This window comes from Bacillus massilinigeriensis (genome assembly GCF_900111815.1).
GTDB lineage: Bacteria > Bacillota > Bacilli > Bacillales > Cytobacillaceae > Mesobacillus_C > Mesobacillus_C mediterraneensis.
In genome coordinates, this window is sequence record NZ_LT630004.1 from 1,468,403 (window position 1) to 1,487,391 (window position 18,989).

19 protein-coding genes are annotated in these 18,989 nt (G+C 40.5%); 11 read left to right on the top strand and 8 right to left on the bottom strand.

What is annotated here, in order from left to right; translation table 11 throughout:
* The first annotated feature begins 66 nt into the window (after window positions 1-66).
* The 4 genes from BQ5796_RS07690 to BQ5796_RS07700 all read left to right on the top strand — a co-directional run bounded on the left by BQ5796_RS07690 (window position 67) and on the right by BQ5796_RS07700 (window position 3,780).
* Window positions 67-996 (top strand): S66 peptidase family protein, encoded by a 930-nt coding sequence (locus tag BQ5796_RS07690; RefSeq protein ID WP_071459702.1) that lies wholly within the window; start codon window positions 67-69, stop codon window positions 994-996.
* A 257-nt stretch (window positions 997-1,253) separates the two neighbouring features.
* The gene (locus BQ5796_RS07695) at window positions 1,254-2,669 is read left to right on the top strand and encodes an NAD-dependent succinate-semialdehyde dehydrogenase (RefSeq protein ID WP_141769951.1); all 1,416 of its coding nucleotides are present in this window, start codon (window positions 1,254-1,256) and stop codon (window positions 2,667-2,669) included.
* Between the two features lie 163 nt (window positions 2,670-2,832).
* Window positions 2,833-2,985 (top strand): hypothetical protein, encoded by a 153-nt coding sequence (locus BQ5796_RS18100; RefSeq protein WP_159430988.1) that lies wholly within the window; start codon window positions 2,833-2,835, stop codon window positions 2,983-2,985.
* Between the two features lie 261 nt (window positions 2,986-3,246).
* A complete protein-coding gene (locus tag BQ5796_RS07700; RefSeq protein WP_071459704.1) occupies window positions 3,247-3,780 on the top strand; it encodes an HD domain-containing protein in 534 nt (177 codons plus the stop codon).
* Between the two features lie 56 nt (window positions 3,781-3,836).
* On the opposite strand, the gene BQ5796_RS07705 is transcribed toward BQ5796_RS07700, so the two are convergent.
* A complete protein-coding gene (locus tag BQ5796_RS07705) occupies window positions 3,837-4,916 on the bottom strand; it encodes an AI-2E family transporter (RefSeq protein ID WP_071459705.1) in 1,080 nt (359 codons plus the stop codon).
* Between the two features lie 179 nt (window positions 4,917-5,095).
* Window positions 5,096-6,643, bottom strand: coding sequence for an ABC-F family ATP-binding cassette domain-containing protein (locus BQ5796_RS07710; protein ID WP_071459706.1), 1,548 nt, complete (start codon window positions 6,641-6,643; stop codon window positions 5,096-5,098).
* 226 nt (window positions 6,644-6,869) lie between these two features.
* Between BQ5796_RS07710 and BQ5796_RS07715 the strand changes: the two genes are divergently transcribed.
* The gene (locus BQ5796_RS07715) at window positions 6,870-7,166 is read left to right on the top strand and encodes an AbrB/MazE/SpoVT family DNA-binding domain-containing protein (protein ID WP_071459707.1); all 297 of its coding nucleotides are present in this window, start codon (window positions 6,870-6,872) and stop codon (window positions 7,164-7,166) included.
* 153 nt (window positions 7,167-7,319) lie between these two features.
* On the opposite strand, the gene BQ5796_RS17355 is transcribed toward BQ5796_RS07715, so the two are convergent.
* Window positions 7,320-8,671, bottom strand: a protein-coding gene (locus tag BQ5796_RS17355; protein ID WP_097677987.1) for an IS1182 family transposase whose coding sequence is annotated in 2 segments (ribosomal slippage) — window positions 7,320-8,107 and window positions 8,107-8,671 — 1,353 coding nt in all. Because the reading frame shifts where the segments join, the coding sequence is not laid out codon by codon here.
* A gap of 135 nt (window positions 8,672-8,806) precedes the next feature.
* Entirely contained in the window at window positions 8,807-8,971 is a 165-nt protein-coding gene (locus BQ5796_RS18105) for a hypothetical protein (protein ID WP_159430989.1), read from the bottom strand.
* Between the two features lie 284 nt (window positions 8,972-9,255).
* Here BQ5796_RS18105 and pssA point away from each other — a divergent pair, with 284 nt between their 5' ends.
* The 4 genes from pssA to BQ5796_RS07745 all read left to right on the top strand — a co-directional run bounded on the left by pssA (window position 9,256) and on the right by BQ5796_RS07745 (window position 13,402).
* Window positions 9,256-10,017, top strand: coding sequence for a CDP-diacylglycerol--serine O-phosphatidyltransferase (gene pssA, locus BQ5796_RS07730; RefSeq protein WP_071459709.1), 762 nt, complete (start codon window positions 9,256-9,258; stop codon window positions 10,015-10,017).
* Window positions 10,018-10,227: 210 nt separating this feature from the next.
* Complete coding sequence (locus BQ5796_RS07735; protein ID WP_071459710.1) at window positions 10,228-11,418, top strand: glycine C-acetyltransferase; 1,191 nt, start codon at window positions 10,228-10,230, stop codon at window positions 11,416-11,418.
* A gap of 47 nt (window positions 11,419-11,465) precedes the next feature.
* Window positions 11,466-12,413 (top strand): L-threonine 3-dehydrogenase, encoded by a 948-nt coding sequence (locus BQ5796_RS07740; RefSeq protein WP_071459711.1) that lies wholly within the window; start codon window positions 11,466-11,468, stop codon window positions 12,411-12,413.
* Between the two features lie 161 nt (window positions 12,414-12,574).
* Window positions 12,575-13,402: a YitT family protein gene (locus tag BQ5796_RS07745; RefSeq protein WP_234969320.1), complete on the top strand. Its 828-nt coding sequence runs from the start codon at window positions 12,575-12,577 to the stop codon at window positions 13,400-13,402.
* Between the two features lie 33 nt (window positions 13,403-13,435).
* Here BQ5796_RS07745 and selD read toward each other — a convergent pair whose 3' ends face one another.
* Window positions 13,436-14,503 carry a selenide, water dikinase SelD gene (selD, locus tag BQ5796_RS07750; RefSeq protein ID WP_083413076.1) on the bottom strand — a complete coding sequence of 356 codons (1,068 nt, stop codon included), beginning with the start codon at window positions 14,501-14,503 and terminating at the stop codon, window positions 13,436-13,438.
* Window positions 14,504-14,671: 168 nt separating this feature from the next.
* On the opposite strand from selD, the gene BQ5796_RS07755 reads away from it, so the two are divergent.
* On the top strand, window positions 14,672-15,283 hold the full coding sequence (locus tag BQ5796_RS07755) for a YitT family protein (RefSeq protein ID WP_234969321.1): 612 nt from the start codon (window positions 14,672-14,674) through the stop codon (window positions 15,281-15,283).
* Between the two features lie 11 nt (window positions 15,284-15,294).
* Here BQ5796_RS07755 and BQ5796_RS07760 read toward each other — a convergent pair whose 3' ends face one another.
* From BQ5796_RS07760 to BQ5796_RS07770, 3 genes are all read right to left on the bottom strand, one after another.
* On the bottom strand, window positions 15,295-16,509 hold the full coding sequence (locus BQ5796_RS07760; RefSeq protein ID WP_097677988.1) for an MFS transporter: 1,215 nt from the start codon (window positions 16,507-16,509) through the stop codon (window positions 15,295-15,297).
* A 56-nt stretch (window positions 16,510-16,565) separates the two neighbouring features.
* Window positions 16,566-17,066, bottom strand: a complete 501-nt coding sequence (locus BQ5796_RS07765; RefSeq protein ID WP_071461200.1) for a DUF3231 family protein — start codon at window positions 17,064-17,066, stop codon at window positions 16,566-16,568.
* A gap of 83 nt (window positions 17,067-17,149) precedes the next feature.
* A complete protein-coding gene (locus tag BQ5796_RS07770; protein WP_071459715.1) occupies window positions 17,150-17,425 on the bottom strand; it encodes a YqhV family protein in 276 nt (91 codons plus the stop codon).
* Window positions 17,426-17,576: 151 nt separating this feature from the next.
* On the opposite strand from BQ5796_RS07770, the gene selA reads away from it, so the two are divergent.
* Entirely contained in the window at window positions 17,577-18,986 is a 1,410-nt protein-coding gene (gene selA / locus BQ5796_RS07775) for an L-seryl-tRNA(Sec) selenium transferase (RefSeq protein WP_071459716.1), read from the top strand.
* The last annotated feature ends 3 nt before the right edge of the window (window positions 18,987-18,989 follow it).

Here is an 18,989-nt window from a genome sequence, read left to right on the forward strand (position 1 = left end):
AAACGGGAATACGATTAGTTTTGGAGTCGACTGAATATATATAGAAGTGGAGAGGAGGAGAGTAGGATGAAAAAACCACCATCTTTAAAAGCTGGTGATACTGTTGGAGTGATTGCACCAGCTAGCCCTCCAGATGAGGCAAATTTGGAGAGAGGAATAGACTTTTTGCAATCGAAAGGGTTAAAAATTAAAAGAGGGGAATACCTTCTGGATAAGGATGGATATCTAGCTGGTCCAGATGAGGCAAGGATAAAGGATTTACACCGTATGTTTGCTGATGAAGAGGTCAAAGCAATATTTTGTGCAGGCGGAGGTTATGGGGCGGCAAGAATTGCAGCCCATCTTGATTATGAGTTGATCTCTAATCAGCCGAAAATATTTTGGGGCTACAGTGATATCACTTTTTTGCATATAGCACTGCAGCAAAATGCTAACCTTGTGACCTTTCATGGCCCAATGCTTGCATCTGATATTGGCAAACCAGATGCTTCCTCGATATCTAAAAGTTTTTTTCAACAGTTATTTTCCGAGATGCCTCTGGTATACAGTTCAAAGATTTCTCCATTAGAAGTTTTTATTCCTGGGATTGCGGAAGGAACCCTTACAGGAGGAAATCTTACGTTAGTTTCAAGCACACTTGGAACGTCCTTTGAAATTGATACCGAAGGAAAGCTACTATTGCTGGAGGATCTTAATGAGGAACCTAGAGCAGTGGACAGGATGATGAATCAACTGTATATGGCGAAAAAACTTCAGACAGCAGCAGGAATTATCATAGGAGATTTCCTCAATTGCGTTCCGAGACGGAAAGGCAGCACAAGCTTATCGCTTCAGGAAGTGCTTTGTCATTATCTTTCGCTTGCAGGCAGACCTGCTATGGGAGGGTTTTTATTTGGCCATAGCTCTCCAAACATTGGCTTGCCACTTGGGGTGAAGGCGATTTTGAACACAAAAACGAAACAGCTGAAGGTTGATAGTGGAATATCTCTGAAATAACACATAGTAGGTTAATGCAGACATACTGAATCTCCCGAAAACTCTGGGGGTAGGCAAAAGTTCAGAGCATTCGCCAGATAAATGAAAAAGCAACTAAAGAAAGGCGTATACTTGATTACGAAAGAGAAGAAGATGGTATTCATGAACATGTTACCCTAGGCTTTCTTTCCTGACGAAAGACAGTAATGAAGACAAGCTCTATCTAAAGGAATTGAAGGAGGATGGATAGGATGAAAGAAAAATACGAAATTTACCCAATGTTAATTGGTGGAGAATGGGTTGGGCGTGATAGCGAATTTTTAACGGAAGTCGTAAACCCTGCGACAGATAAAGTGATTGGCGCTGTTCCAACAGGTGGAAGTGAAGAAGCTGTCCGGGCTGTAAATGCTGCTCATCAAGCATTTAAGAAATGGTCAAAGAAAACAGCTGATGAAAGATATAAACATTTGATGAAATGGCATTACCTTATTAATGAAAACCGCGAAGAAATCGCAAAAATCTTGACTACCGAACAAGGTAAGCCGCTTAAGGAAGCACTCGGCGAATTAGACTATGCCAATGGTTTTATTTCTTGGTATGCAGAAGAAGGAAAGAGGATTTATGGTGAAACAATACCTGCTTCCCATCCAAACAAGCGAATTCTTGTCAGAAAAGAGCCTGTTGGGGTTATTGCGGCAATAACTCCTTGGAACTTTCCTGCTGCAATGATCACAAGGAAGGTTGCACCTGCGATTGCTGCTGGCTGTACGGCTGTCGTGAAGCCTGCAAATCAAACACCTCTTACTGCTTTAAAGTTGGGTGAACTAGCTATTCAAGCGGGTATCCCTGCGGGAGTTATCAATATCGTCACAGGCAAATCATCAGAAATTGGAGATGCCTGGCTTCATGATTCTCGCATAACAAAACTTACTTTTACAGGGTCAACAGAGGTTGGAAAGCATTTGATGAGGGGAGCAGCTGAAACAGTTAAGAAGGTATCGCTTGAGCTCGGTGGAAATGCACCATTCATCGTTATGGATGATGCAGATATTGCAAAAGCAGCAGCAGGTTTAATACAGTCTAAGTTTCGTAACGCTGGTCAAACTTGTATTTGCACCAACCGTGTCTATGTACAAAAGAGCATTGCTGATGAATTCACCAGTTTGTTCCAAGGTCAATTAGAGAAGTTAAATGTTGGGGACGGACTGGAAGCAGGTGTGGATATTGGTCCGCTTATTGATGAAGCAGCGATTTCGACAGTAAATTCCCTTGTTGAGGATGCCGTTCAAAAAGGTGGGGAAGTTGCGTACACAGGCGAAAAACCTACCGGGAAAGAAGGCAAATTCCTTGCTCCAAGAATTCTTACAAATATTACAGATGACATGCGTTGCATGTCAGAGGAAATTTTCGGACCTGTCGCACCAATTGCCACTTTCGAAACAGAAGAAGAGGTATTAAGAAGAGCGAATAATTCCAACTATGGTCTTGCTGCCTACTTGTTCACAGCCGATTTGAGCAGGGCATTCAGGATGAGTGAATGCTTGGAATATGGAATTATTGGGTTGAACGATGCGCTTCCTTCCGCAGTGCAAGTTCCATTTGGTGGTTATAAGGAAAGTGGACTTGGTCGTGAGGGTGGACATTATGGGATAGAAGAATTCCTTGAAGTAAAATATATTTCGATTGGACTTTAATATATGAAAAAGGTAAGCCGCCCCTGTTTTTAGTGCTGGTTTGGCTTTTTGATCTAAGCGAGAATTGTATGCTAAAAAGGAAGTAACCCCGGTACCACATTTTTCTTGTTTGAAGGGAACTCCATTCGTCTAAATAAGGAAAAAGGGTGATGGAGGGTGCGGAATGGAAATTTCAAAAGCGGCAGAGATGATCAAGAAGGAAAGTTATATCAAAGGGGTAGGGGAAGAAGAGAATATCATTTTGTTGTTAGCAGAGACGAAAGGACTTAACCTTCTGACAGCTAGGCGCTTATTGTATGACAAGAGACCAAATTAAATTTTTTGCCTGAATGCGAAAAAATACAGGCGCATTCTTTTTTTGTATTCCCCAGAAGGACACAAGAAACCGCGATTGGCACCAGGTACTAAATTCGTCCTTTTTTTATTTTGAGAATTATTATTCCAGAAAACTAAAATGGTTGTTGTGGTATAAAGATATAATTATGCCTCCTTTTTGCAAAAAAAGCACCTTTATGATATCCTCGGAAAAATAGATTCACTGATTTTCCGTTACGAAACGAAAGGAGGGGCAGCATTGATGAGGGATGTTACATTGCTGGACATTTTCCATCATCCCATAACGCAAAAGTATGTAAAAAGATCCGGTTTTGCCCACGCGATTGCCGTAGCCTATCATGCTTATTATCTTGCGAAGGAGCATGGCGAAGATGTAGATATTGCGGCAAAAGCTGGCTTTCTCCATGATATCGGCCACTTCACCTGGTATAGAAACGGGAAATGGGATTATGAAACTTACCGAAAAAATGATATCCATGCCATCAAAGGTGCAGAAAGGGCACATAAACTTTTAATACGACTTGGTGAAAACCCAGTAACTGCCAAAACCATTTCTCTCGCAATTTTGTTTCATACAGACTCTTTTTTACCCTCCAATGAAATAGAGCGAACAGAGTTGCAAAAAATTGTTAAACTTGCGGATGAAAAGGATGAAGAAGAAGGCGGACTTCACCATTACCGTCAAATAGATAAAGAGCGCGCAAAAAAGAGCTTGTTGAGACTTGATGCTATGATAGACCACGAAATTACACAGCATGACAGGGCTGCAGAGTAAAAGGCATGGAGACATAATGCATTGTCTCCATGCCTTTTCTGTACATCTTTCATTTTTCATTGCTGAAGCAGTTCTCTTTTTTGTCTAAGTCGATAAAATTTTCGAATATCCTTCAATACAATTTTTAGGACAGAATATGCTGGGATGGCCAGCAAAATTCCAATAAATCCATATAAAGAGCCAGCCGCTAGGAGCAGCAGAATAACTGTCACTGGGTGAAGGTCGAGTCTTCTTCCCATTACTTGCGGAGTGACAAGATTTCCTTCTAGCTGCTGTACTACAGCAAGGATTACCAATACTTTAAATGCCATAACCGGACTATGCAGTAATGCAATGAGAAAAGCAGGGATTATACCCATCACAGGTCCAAAGAATGGAACAATAGTCAATAGCATCGCAAATATTGCTAATATCAAGGCGTATTCCAGGCCTATAATCTTGTATCCAATGTACATTAATACTCCATCTGTAAATGCGATGATGAACTGCCCAGTCACATAAGTAAAAATTGCTTTGTCGATATCCTTCAGAATGCGACTACCTTCTTCCTCATGCTGAGCAGGAACCCATTTAATAATTTTAGGCAAAAGCTTATCATCATCTTTTAAAAAGAAAAAAGCAAGAAAAGGTACTACCACTAATACGGTCGCAATGCTCGTAATCATTGATAGGATTGCAGCTGCATTCTCCCCGAGCTGCTTCGTAAGAGTGCGTCCATACTTATAAGCTTTTTCCTTCAATTCATTACTGTCGATAAAACCTATATGATTTTCCTCCATTGCTTTTTTTGAATCTGTAGCTGCTTGTTCTACTTTTTCCGGGAATTGTTTTGAAATTTGTCCTAATTGATCGCCAAGTACTGAGCCCATCATATAGAAAATCCCATAAAGGATGGATGCAACTATTGTAAAGACAATTAAAATACTCATTACCTTTGGCATTTTTTTCTCGAGCAGCCTGACAGGGGTGCGCAAAATATAATAGAGCAAACCTGATAGAAGGACGGGAAAGAATATCGCAGCAATGAATTCTTGCAATGGCCAGACGAAATAATCGATTTTACCCAACATAAAGATTACAAATAAAACGAGAAGCGTTCCCGTCGCATATTGAAAAAAGGGTTTATGTATCCACATGATTTCCTCCAAAATTAAATAATGATATTCTATTACTTCTTTCCTTTATGATGAAAAGTTAAACCAACTATAAATGCAATCATCTACGGTTAACCAAAGCTTCTCTTCATTACAGAAAAAGACAGCCGCAAAAACGGCTGTCATACTAAAATTGAGAGTTCATATTTTTATAGAAATGTTTATTTGCCTGCCCATTCTTCTACATTCCATACTTTTGTCACCCAATCCTCATAGAAGTCAGGCTCGTGGCTTACAAGCACAATCGTACCTTTATATGCTTTTAAGGCTTTCTTCAATTCTTCCTTCGCTGTCACATCAAGATGGTTGGTTGGTTCATCAAATACAAGCCAGTTACTCTCGTGCATCATAAGCTTACATAAGCGAACCTTCGCCTGTTCTCCCCCGCTGAGCTGATTCAATGGACGGGAAATATGCTCGTTTTTCAACCCGCAGCGGGCAAGTGCTGCTCTAACTTGGTGTTGATCAAGGGAAGGGAATTCATTCCAAACATCATCAATGGGTGTCAGGTTTCCTGCTTTGACTTCCTGTTCAAAATAGGATGGATGAAGGAAATCGCCTCGTTCAATTTTACCGCTTAAAGGCTGGATTTTGCCTAACATGGTTTTCAATAGTGTAGATTTACCAACACCATTCATACCGACAATGGCAATTTTTTCGCCACGTTCTACAGTAATCGATATTTTCGGAAGAAGAGGGTGATCATAACCGATTTCAAAATCTATTCCTTCAAAAACGTACCTACTGCTGCTTCTTGACTCTTTGAATTCGAATGAGGGCTTAATGGCTGTTTCAGGACGATCAATCCTCTCCATCCGATCAAGTTGTTTTTGTCGGCTTTTCGCACGTCCTGTTGTCGAATAACGAGCTTTGTTCTTTGCAATAAACTCTTCTTGCTTTTTAATAAATTCACGTTGCTTCTCATATGCATTGATATGCTGATTTTTGTTCAATTCGGCTAGTTCAAGGAATTTTTCGTATGTCGCAGTGTAGCGAGTAAGCTTGGAAAATTCTAAATGAAAAATGATATTAGAAACCGAATTCATAAATTCAGTATCATGGGAAATTAAAATAAAAGCGTACGGGTATTCTTTCAAATATCCCGATAGCCATCGTATATGCTCCACATCAAGATAGTTTGTCGGTTCGTCAAGAAGAAGAACTTGAGGCTGTTCCAGCAGCAGCTTGGCAAGTAGTACCTTTGTCCGTTGTCCGCCGCTAAGTGCAGCTACATCTCTGTCTAGTCCAATAGCATCAAGTCCTAAACCTCTCGCTGCTTCCTCAACCTTTATATCTAGAGTATAAAACCCTCCCGCATCTAGTTCATCTTGGATTATAGCCATTCTTTCCAGCAGTTCTTCCAATTCCTCTGGAGAAGCTTCACCCATTTTTCCTGTCACTTCATTCAATTCTTCTTCCTTTTTAAAAAGAGGAAGAAAGGCATCACGCAGCACGTCTCGAATCGTTTTTCCTGGAGTCAACACTGTATGCTGGTCGAGATAGCCATATACAACACCCGGTGTCCATTCGACTTTACCAGCATCATGGATGAGCTGGTTTGTAATAATATTCATCAAGGTGGATTTTCCAACACCGTTTGCTCCAACTAAACCAGCATGATCCTCTGCTAGCAGTCTAAAGGATACTTCTTTAAAGAGCGTTCTATCTCCAAAAGTGTGACTTAATTTATCTACAGTTAAAAGGCTCATAATAACATCCTCACTTTAATCTTTAAATACTGAACAGTGTTTTCCATAATAGATGATACTAAATTCACAGCTTACAAGCCAGCACTTTATAGCATGGAACGAGAATACAGGACATCCGATAAAGAAAGATGGCGATATTTATCGAAAATTGAAATTAAAATTATTATTTTAGTGCCAAAATATACCTAGCTTTGATATAATTGTATATAGAAAGGGAGGGGTTGTGATGAAAGCGACAGGTATTGTCAGAAAAACTGATCAACTTGGCAGAATTGTCATCCCCATGGAATTAAGAAAAAAAATGGGCATCCATGAAAATGATCCGCTTGAAATTTTTGTGGATGAAGAGACTATTATCCTTCAAAAGTATCAACCTGATATGACATGTATGGTTACAGGAAAGGTCAGCACCGACAACATTACGCTTGCAGGCGGAAAGATTTGTCTGAGTGATGAAGGGGCGGAACATTTAATGAAAGAACTGCAAGATTATTTGACAACTACAAATTTTCCATCATCATAAATAATAGCACGCCCTGCAAAAAAGCCTTCTCTACGAAGGCTCAGCTTGTGGAGAAAGGCACCTTTATTTCTTCCACAAGCTTTTTTATTTTAATTCCATTTAGCTTTTTTACTGTTTAATATTTCCTTTTCATAAAAAAACAAAGATCGCCACTCACTTTCCTAGCCTTGCTAGGTGTGTGACGATCTTTTTTATATTCTGGCACGCTGCAGTGAGTAGGACCTGCTCACTCGCATTGTGCAATCCCCGTAACCGGCAATAGCGAAGCCCATGCAGTTCTTTTGAATCTGCGAAGCTTCGCTCTACTTTTTCTTTTCTGAACTTATAAAGCATCTTTCCAGAGAGGGAGAGCCTGTTTTGACGAACCTTCTCCTTGAATTCTTCCCACACATGGCGCGTAACAATCTTTTGTGTATTCCTTGATCGGGTACACTCCTTTAGGAGGGGGCATACGGAACATCTCTTTGGATCTGACTTATATTCACGGTAACCTTCTCTTGTCGTTGTACGATAAACTAACTCCTGTCCATTTGGACAAATGTAAACATCTTTCTCTTTATGATAGGTAAACTTCCATTTAGGAAAAAGTCCTTTTGTCGGCTGGTATCTACGATGGGCGATCACTCCAAAAACCTTACGGTCATGAAGTCCTTTACAAATTGGATTTGTTAAATATCCTGAGTCGAGTGCCACTGCTTCTACCTTAAATCCAAAACGATCCATCTGACGGTCAAGCCTAGAAAGATAAGGGACAGAGTCATGGACATTTCCCGGAGTAACATAAGCATCAGTAATGATATTGAACTTCATATCGGTTGTTCGATGATCAAGATAACAGAACATCTCCTGCTTATTTTCCCTGGACATGAAGCCACAATCTGGATCGGTTGTGCTTTTTCGAATTTGTTTGGTCTCTGTCACCTCCTCTCTTTCTTTTAGTGCTTTTTTCCGTGTTGGAATCTATCCTCTTCCACAGCTCTATTGAGTTCTTCTATGTATTCCCGAGTCTCCACTTCGACTTCTTCCCGTGTAAACTTGTGCTTATTGGCATTCGCTTTAAGGTGAGTAGAGTCAGTAAACAGAACTCTTCCACCAACCATTTTATGATTCATGGCTAACAGGACAATCTCATCAAAAATTTCTTGAAAGATATTCGTATCTTTAAAACGGGTTCTTCTATTCCAACTGATGGTCGAGTGGTCCGGCACAGGATCATTGAGCTTCAAGCCAAGAAACCATCGATAGGCTACATTTGTTTGCACTTCCCGTTCTAATCGGCGTTCCGAACGGATGCCATAAAAATAACCAATAAACATCATTTTAAATAGAACTAGTGGATCCGAAGGACGCCCGGTACTCTCGGAATAATAAGGACGCAATTTCTCCCCGATAAAAGAAAAGTCTATGTACTGGTCCACCTTTCTTAAAAAGTGATCCTGGGGAACCAAATCCTCAATTAAAACAAATTCTGCTTCTCCTTGTAATTCCCTTTTCGGTTTGAACATCGCATCCACCATCCTAAGTGTCATATTAATAATATTATATCAAATTAACGCGGTGAATGGTTAAAGAAATCGGATAAAAATTAGGCTGTCGAGAGTTTCTCGACAGCCTGAGCCTTCTCTACGAAGGCTTTTTTGCTATTTTCCTGTATCATTAGAATTTCTGTCACTTTTCTTAAATTCGTCATCTAAAACCGGCTTTTCCTTATCATCATCACCATCAGTATTGCAGCCAGACATTCCCAAGGTTAATAGTGCAGATGCCGTTAAAGCTAAACCGTATTTTCTCCATTTTCGTCTCATATTTCAGCCTCCTGGTTTGTATATCTTATGTTACTATGCCCATCTTTTTGAAGCTTTAGTGGCGAATTATGATCGTACTGGTGGAAGAGGTAGTTTTGACCAATAGCGATTTGCTGTTATAATTGTGTACAGGGACTAATCAATACGCATTTTCCTTTAATATTTTTGTTTTCATGCCGAAATTTAAAGGGAAAATAATATTTTTATGGAATATTACATTGAGTATAGAATGGGCCTATTAGATAAGGTTTCGAAAAAAAGCTATCAGGAAAGGGCAGCGTGTAATGAAGAAACATATACCAAATCTTTTTACGTTCGGGAATTTATTTTGTGGTTATTTATCCATCCATTATATGATGAATGATGATGTTAGGAACGCTACAATTCTGATTTTCATTGCTATCATGCTTGATGCCGTTGACGGAAGGGTTGCCAGGATACTAGGCGTATCTAACCCAATTGGTAAGGAACTGGATTCACTCGCGGATATTGTTTCTTTTGGTGTGGCTCCGGCATTCCTAGTATCTCATACATATTTTAACGACTTTACCATTTATGGGACAATGTTGGCTGGATTGTTTCCAATTTTCGGTTCTTACAGACTTGCTCGCTTTAACATTACATCTTCCGATGAATCACTCAAACATTTCACAGGTATTCCAATAACACTTGCTGGAGGAGTAGTCACGTTCCTTGTAGTGCTTCATCACTATATTCCTTTGGTTATATTTACCGTCCTGTTCTACCTTCTATGTTTCTTGATGGTCAGTACAGTGAAGATACCAAGCTTTAAGAAAGTCGGAATGCCGAAAAACAGCATTTTGATAACATTGTTCATTTTTTATATGTTTTATTTTGCAGCAAAAACAAAGTTTGAGCAGGTTCCTTTCTTCTTTTATGTGGCACTTGGAACCTATATTTTATTCATCATCGTCAGGTATATGAAGGAGAAGGAAACTAGGATTACTTTTATCCGGATGCCGCTGCCAAAACGCCTTAGAATAAAAGGCTTTAAGTTCAGAGGAAAAAAACGAAAGCCGAAATGATTAAGAAGAGGAGCAAATCATTATGCTCCTCTTTTTTATTTTTCCACTTTCCAGATAATAAAGGAAAGCAGATATTTTACCTAAAATGTCCCTCGTGTGTGTACAGCGAGGATTTTTATGTTAAAGTATACATGTTGAATAACTGTGATTACAGTCTTTCACTGTTTTTCTCAGAAGGACAAATGTAATTTAACGAGGAAGGGGATTGGCATGACTAGTAAAAATTTGGATCACTTTTTGAAGGTAAACCTTGCCGACTTGAAAGAAAAAGGTCTTTATAATGTGATTGACCCTCTTGAAAGTCCAAACGGCCCTATGATTACCATTGCTGGAAAGGAATTGATCAACCTATCATCAAACAATTACCTTGGACTTGCAACTGATGACAGATTGAAAGAAGCAGCGATAGATGCAGTGAAAAAGTTTGGAACTGGCGCTGGGGCAGTAAGAACCATAAACGGTACGCTTAAAATTCATTTGGAACTTGAAGAAAAACTGGCTAAATTTAAGAAAACAGAAGCAGCAATTGCTTATCAATCAGGATTCAACTGTAATATGGCAGCCATTTCAGCTGTAATGGACAAAAATGATGCTATTTTATCCGATGAATTAAACCATGCATCCATTATCGATGGATGTCGTTTGTCTAAAGCAAAAATTATTCGTTTTAATCATTCTGATATGGAAGATTTACGAGCACGAGCAAAAGAGGCAAAAGAATCTGGTCTTTACAATAAAATCATGGTAATTACCGATGGTGTTTTCTCGATGGACGGGGACATTGCAAAGCTTCCGGAAATCGTGGAAATCGCAGAGGAATTTGATCTCATCACATACGTTGACGATGCTCATGGATCAGGCGTGTTGGGAGATGGAGCTGGAACGGTTAAACATTTCGGCCTATCCGATAAGATTGATTTTCAAATCGGAACTTTGTCAAAGGCAATTGGAGTAGTAGGTGGATATGTTGCAGGTAAGCAAGATTTGATTGATTGGCTTAAAGTAAGAAGCAGACCGTTTCTTTTTTCCACTTCATTAACACCAGCCGATGTAGCAGCCTGCATTAAAGCGATTGAAATATTAACAGATAGTACTGAACTGAATAAAAAACTTTGGGAGAATGGAGATTATTTGAAAGCTGGACTAAAAAAGCTTGGCTTCAATATTGGCGCCAGTGAAACTCCAATCACGCCATGCATTATTGGTGACGAGGTACAAACCCAGGAATTCAGCAAAAGATTGAACCAAGAAGGTGTCTACGCAAAGTCGATTGTGTTCCCGACAGTCCCTAGAGGGACAGGAAGGGTGAGAAATATGCCTTCTGCTGCCCATACGAAAGAGATGCTGGACAGGGCCATCTCTATATACGAAAAAGTGGGCAAAGAGATGGGCATCATTTAAGGAAATGATTACTTGCAAAAAAGAGAGAATAGGTGGGGGAAATAGTCATGAAAAGAATCATGATTACGGGTGCTCTTGGCCAAATAGGCTCAGAGCTAACGATCAAACTTAGAGATATTTATGGAGCAGATAATGTACTGGCTACCGATATTCGAGAAAATGATAGCGATGCTGCAAAAGGAGGGCCATTTTCCATCTTAGATGTGATGGATGGAAAGAAGATGGCCAGTCTAGCTGAAAACCATAAAGCTGATACGATTATTCATATGGCTGCACTTCTTTCAGCCACAGCGGAAGCCAACCCTGTATTTGCTTGGAATCTTAATATGGGGGGCCTAATGAACGCACTTGAAACCGCTAGGGAACAAAAGTGCCAATTCTTTACGCCAAGCTCTATTGGAGCTTTCGGTCCGAGTACGCCAAAAGATTTGACACCGCAGGATACCGTTCAGAGACCTACGACAATGTATGGTGTGAACAAGGTTGCAGGAGAACTGCTTGCTGATTATTACTATCACCGTTTTGCAGTCGATACACGAGGACTTAGGTTTCCTGGATTGATTTCCTATGTAGCTCCTCCAGGTGGAGGCACAACTGACTATGCGGTAGAAATCTACTATGAAGCAATCAAGAACGGCCGCTATACTTCCTATATTGAGCAAGGAACCTATATGGATATGATGTATATGCCTGATGCCCTAGATGCTATTATTAACTTAATGGAAGCAAGTCCAGAAAAGCTGATACACAGGAACTCGTTTAATGTTTCCGCAATGAGCTTCTCACCAGAGGAAATTTCCGCGGAGATAAAAAAACATATAACTGGATTTGAAATGAGCTACGATGTCGACCCGATTAGGCAAAGTATTGCTGATAGTTGGCCGAATTCCATTGATTCTTCAGCTGCAAAGGAAGAATGGGGCTTTAAAGCTAAATATGACCTATCCTCGATGTCAATCGATATGCTTAATAAATTAAAAGCTAAGCTTGGATAGTGTGAATGAAGAGTGGTTGAGATAATTTCAACCACTTTTTTCTATGAGTAAACATATAATAGGATCCAAAAAAATACTGATTTCTCTAAATAATTATAAGAAACTATTAAGTTTACAACCGTGTTCGGGCTTTGTATTCTCATTATATAAAGAGAATAATAATGGGGGAAGATGAAATGCAAATCATGGGAATCTTAGTTGGATCATTAATTTTGGCTGCTTCCTTTAATCTATTTCTGATTCCACACCATGTCCTCAGTAGCGGACTGAGCGGCATTTCAATGATGATTGGCATGTTGACACCAATGGATACTGGACTTGCTAATTTATTGCTAAACTTACCTTTACTTGTGCTTGGCTATTTTAAGCTAGGCAAAACATTCATTGGGAAGACGATATTATCCGTTATGGTCATTTCGGGCGCGCTTTCTATCATACCAGTATATATGGTGTCCCATAATGATATTCTCTCCTCTATATTCGGTGGCGCTGCAGCTGGCCTCGGTATCGGCATTGTTTTTCGCAGCGGGGGTTCAACAGGCGGGATTGATATTATTGGGATGATTGTTACTAGAAAAAAAGACTTCCCAATTGGAATGCTACTTTCAGTAATGAACGCAGTCATTATTCTGGCGAGCGGTTTCCTGTTTGACTGGGATACTGCACTTACAACCCTTGTCTCCATTTATACAACAGGAAAAGTTATTGACACGGTTTATACACACCATATGAAATTAACCCTCACCATCATAACCGGAAAAGGTGAGGAGATGAAAAAGCAGCTTTTACAAAACATTTACCATGGATTAACGATAATGGATGGAGTCGGGGCTTACTCTAATGAGCGAAGAAATGTCTTATTGACCGTCATTTCCCGTTATGAACTCGCACAGGTGAAAATACTTATTTCGAAAGTTGATCCAACCGCATTCGTCAACATTACGGAAACAGTAGAAATAGTTGGACTTTTTCATAGGGAAACAGGTTGATTTAAAAATAAAGAGTAAGCGAAAAAGGTGAAATTACAATATTTCACCTTTTTTGCTTACTCTTATCAGTTTTCCATCAAAGTCCTGTACTTTGCCGATAATTGCGGCGTAAGTCAGGCCCGCAGCCTTGGCAACATGAACATAGTCTTGTGCTTCTTCAGCAGGAAGTGCAACAAGCAATCCACCTGAAGTAATTGCATCTGTTAATACAAGTTGAACATCAAGAGGAATGTTTTCATAGTGAACATCATCATCGACCCATGAATGGTTGGCTTTCGACCCGCCTGGAACTACACCTTCTCCGGCCAGTTTATAGGCCCCGTCAAGTACCGGAACAGATCCCTCTTCAATATGAAGGGTAACATTGCTTCCTCTCGCCATTTCACTAGCATGTCCAAGAAGTCCAAACCCAGTTACATCCGTTACAGCGTGTGGATGAAAATCAAGCAGCGCTTTTGCAGCTGATTTGTTTAATAGCGCCATCGTCTCTGTCACTGCCTGTTCCTGCTCCTTCGTAACAACCCCTCGCTTGATTCCAGTAGTCAATATTCCGACTCCAAGCGGTTTTGTTAATACAAGAACGTCGCCAGTCTGGGCTCCAACATTTTTCCAAATATTATCTGGATGGGCGATTCCTGTTACGGATAAGCCGAACTTTGGTTCCTGATCATCAACAGAATGACCACCAACAGTTATAGCCCCAGCCTCTTTCACCTTATCACCTGCACCTCGCAGTATCTCGGCCAGCATGTCAGGACCAAGCTTTTTAACGGGATATCCGACTATATTCATTACAGTTTTCGGTTCTCCACCCATTGCGTACACATCGCTAAGCGCGTTTGCGGCAGCAATTTGCCCAAACATATAAGGATCATCAACGATCGGTGTGAAATAATCGACTGTTTGGATCAATGCAATGCTATCTGTCAGCTTATACACACCTGCATCGTCGGAAGTTTCATGTCCCACAAGCAGTTCAGGTACATGGTTTTGTTTTGGTAATAGACGCAAAACTTGCGTCAAGTCCTCAGGACTGATCTTGCATCCTCAGCCAGCTTTCGTGGAAAGGGAAGTCAGGCGGATTTTTTCTAGTTCGCTCAAAGTGTGTCACCTCCAAAAACAAGTATACAGCAGAAGCTATTAGAAAGCATCAAGCATAACGGAAAGATTGAATAAGCTGTTCATATAAGGAAAAAAGCTGAATACATATAGAAGAGAGCTTATCCAAATACTGTTTGGCATGTCGGAATAAATAGCGGGTTGATGATTTTGCGCCACTTTTTCAAGAAAAATGGCCTGGTGATTGCGGGAGGGATCATACAAGGTTTTGGTATGGGTGTTTTCTTGTTCCCGCATTCCATCCCTTCAGGAGGAGCCGGAGGTCTCGCCGTTTTGTTGAATTACTGGGTTGGTATTGATATGAGCATTGCCCTTTGGCTTGTTAATTTTTCGCTGCTTGCCATTGCAGTCCGTTTCCTTGGAAACAGTACTGCCCTATGGACAATGGCATCTATCACAATGACATCTTTATCCGTTTATTTTTTTCAGGAAAATCTTTCCATACCTGAAAGATTTGTTTGGACTGATATCCTGTTCGGGTCTCTCTTTTTAGGTGCTGGTGTAGGTATATTGTTGCGGGAAGGCGTATCGAATGGAGGCATCGGAGTTGTTGCACTCATCATTTCGAATTACAGAAATACGCTTCCAGGGAAACCGCTTTTCTGGATGAACGGAGTTATTTTCCTCCTTACTGCTTCTATCATTAATTGGCAAATTATTATCCAAGCTTTATTAAGTCAATGGATATCGACAAAAGTAGTGGATCTGGTTTGCAGTGCTGACTTTTATGGAACATACACGCTCGGAATGAGGAAAAAATGAAATAGCGGCCGCTATACATATTTATAGCGTACCGCTGATTTTTTCTTTTTCCCGTCGGATTTTGAAACGTGTATCAACAGCAATGAAAGCAACCCAACAACCAGCGTCAGCGAAGCTAGTGAGAGGAACAAGCCTACCCGAGACCAGTCCATTAGCCTTGTCAGAATAGGAGGACCAATTGCAACTCCCAAAAATCTTACCGAACCATACAGAGAAGTAACAAAGCCTCGCCGTTCTTTCCCGACGGAACCTGTTATCAGACTGTTTATACATGGCAGGACTAAGCCTGTTCCTACGCTGCTAAGCACCAATATAAATAAGAAGGGAACAAGCCTTTCCACAAGTGTTAACAATATATAAGAAATAGTCATCAAAACAAAGCCAAGGACAATCAGCCGCTTCATTAAGTACATATTTTTGCCGATTTTGGCTCCTGTAATATAAGATGTAGTCCCCATCACCAAAAGAGGAATAGCTAATATTAACCCTTTGATCACTCCATCGATTCGATACTCTGTTTCAAGAAAATCTGATAAATAAAAGAGGATTCCAAAAAGGGTAAATAGACAAGTCGCACCTGCAAGGTAAGTGGTAAAGAGCCATCTTCCTTCATGCTTAAAAACACTAAGTAACCCCTTAACATAATTCGCAAAGGGAGGCGGCGCCTGTCGGTTTCTTTTTTCTTTTATGAAAACCCATGTAAGAAAAATAGAAATAATACAAAAGACAGGAAAGGCAAAGAATGCTGCATACCAGACGACAAGTCCTAAAAGTGACCCGATGATTGGAGATAGCACTTTTCCGAATCCGTTTGAAGCTTCCACAAGGCCCAAAACCCGACTTTCCTCTCCACCTTTGAATAGGTCTCCCGTAAGTGCCATCGCAATAGGCGCTGTTCCTGCTGCACCGATTCCCTGCAGAATTCTCCCCGCAAGTATCCATATATATGCATTATTCCAAGAAGCGGAGGCAATCCCCGCAAGCAAAGCTCCCGCACCATATAGTACAAGAGCAGGAATGATCACAACTTTTCTGGAAAACCGATCTGACAAATAGCCTAGTATTGGAATAAAAATAGCAGCAGCAATTGAAAAAACAGTGATCGTTAAGCTAACTTGCATTTGGGTCAGTCCTAGTTCCGATTTCATTTGCGGCAGTATTGGAATCAGCATGGAATTACCGAGAGTCATGATTAGGGGAATCGAACCAATCGCGGCAATCGACATACTATTATTTTTTGATGACAATGTATACCAGTCCCTTCATCATTGGACGCTCCCCATTATTTTATATTGAGCGGCGGAGCTACTAGCCACCCTTTTTCTTTCTTTATTTTTAGGAGTTTTTCATGGTACTCGGCTTTCTGTGTATGAAATTCGTTATACATTTCCGTAATGTCTTCACGTATTGCAATGCCCATTATATAACTGCAAAGAACTTTGCCTGCCAGAAGCTCTCTTCCAGTCAATGCAGCAATTTCCGGATCGTTAAATCTTGCCCCAGCAGGAATATCTTCCACATGAACCATAGGTCTATCAGGAGGTGCAGGGGGGAGCCTAATACCGTTTTCCTTAAGAATGGATTCTACCTGTTGTTCCTCCTGTTTAATGCAATTTTCGGATAAATCTCCGAGAAAGACTTTTAAGTCATGATCTCCAGTATGGTTGATAAAGACTTGCAATGTCACGAGAGTAGCTTTAGTGTCAAGTAAATGCGACCACAGGCTGAATACCTCACCTGCATGCAATGGTTCTTCTTTCGGATTACCGCTTAAAATCCCCAAAATCATCCCTCCGTTTATCATCTATCTCCTATTGTTCCTAGATCATAGGTTTTTTATGATAAAAAATTGAGGGAGACGGTTCGTCAGTTGCTTTTTACACCGTAAAGAATACAACCTACACCAAGAAGCACCCAAAAGAGCTTAGCAAACGCAATTTTATCTGCAAGACCAAGTAAACCTATTGTGGTGGTCAATATAAGAATCACTGGGCCGACAAATGCGAGTGATCCGTTTACTATCATTGCTTTGCCAACATCATTTAACTTCAACATCAGAAATGCTGCCATTACTTCGATGGTCCCGGACAACAACCTTAGGAAAGCCATGCCTAGTACTGCTTTTTCGATTAAATTAAACATATAATCCTCCCGGTGTTTTATTCAGTGTATTATATGCAAGGAAAAGGCAGGAAAGGACAAGTGACCCTTCATTTTTCACTTCAAGTGATTTAGGAGGCAAGAGTAAAGTGATATAATGGAGGACATCCATAGTAACAGGAGTTGAAACTGGATGAAACATTTATTGAGACAGCTGCCAGCAGTGCATGAATTGCAAAAGGCACCCCAATTCCTCCATACTTTATCCGATACTGGCTTTCAATCAACAGAGCTTACGAAGACAATAAAGGATTTGCTGACAGAAATACGGGAAGAGTTAAACGAGGGAAAGTGGGAAGGACCTATTCCAGGTACGACAGTTTTTTCCGAGTATATATTTTCGGAGGCCAGAAGTAGGCTTGGAAAGAGAGCGAGTTACACATTAACTAGGGTCATCAATGCCACCGGGACAATCCTCCATACCAATCTCGGAAGGGCAAGATTAAGCCGCAGAGCTTTAGAACATGTTGCGGAAATAGCTGAAAACTACTCTAACCTTGAATACAACTTACAAGAAGGCTCAAGAGGCTCAAGACATCTTCATGCAGAAAAGCTGATCAAAGAAATCACTGGTGCCCAAGCAGCAATGATTGTTAATAATAATGCTGCTGCAGTGTATCTAATATTAAAGGCACTCGCATTTGGAAAAGAAGTAATTGTTTCAAGGGGGCAATTAGTGGAAATAGGAGGAAGCTTCCGCATTTCTTCCATTATGGAAGAGAGCGGTGCAAAACTTATAGAGGTGGGCACAACAAATAAAACGCATTTATTTGATTATGAAAATGCTATTAATGAAGACACAAGCATGCTGCTTAAGGTCCATACAAGCAACTTCCGAATTACTGGTTTCACTAAAACCGTGGAAAGTGATGCGTTAGCCTCCCTTGCAGCGAAACATGATAATATTCTCTTTTACGAAGATTTAGGCAGTGGCGTTCTTTATGACTTTAAGTCAAAAAATATTGGCGAGGAGCCAATCGTCTCCGAAGTACTGAAACAAGGAGCCGATATAGTGTCCTTTAGCGGGGACAAACTCTTTGGAGGTCCTCAGGCAGGAATAATTGCAGGTAGGAAAGAAATCATCGATAAACTAAAAAAGCACCAGTTAGCACGCGTTTTACGGGTAGATAAAATGACACTTGCCGCTCTTGAAGGAACACTAGCTGATTATGTGAAGGGAAAAGAAGGTGTTGCGCAAATTCCCGTTGTCAGAGATTTGCTTAAGGAACCTCATGAATTGAAAGAAACGGGGAATGTTTTCATTCGTCGGTTACAGGAACGAAGCAGTTCTTACTCGGCCACTTTGCGGGAAGATTTTAGCCAAGTAGGTGGAGGAACGATGCCAGATGTTGAATTACCCGCCTACTCAGTGGCACTTTCACATGTTTCTTTGACAGCGGAGGAATTGGCTCGAAAGCTTCGGCTTGAAAATAACCCTCCCATAATTGTAAGAATAAAAAAAGAGGAACTCCTCTTTGATTTTAGGACAGTGGACGAGAGGGAGGAGGAGGAAATTATTCAGGCTTTGACTCGATTAGGCTAAAAA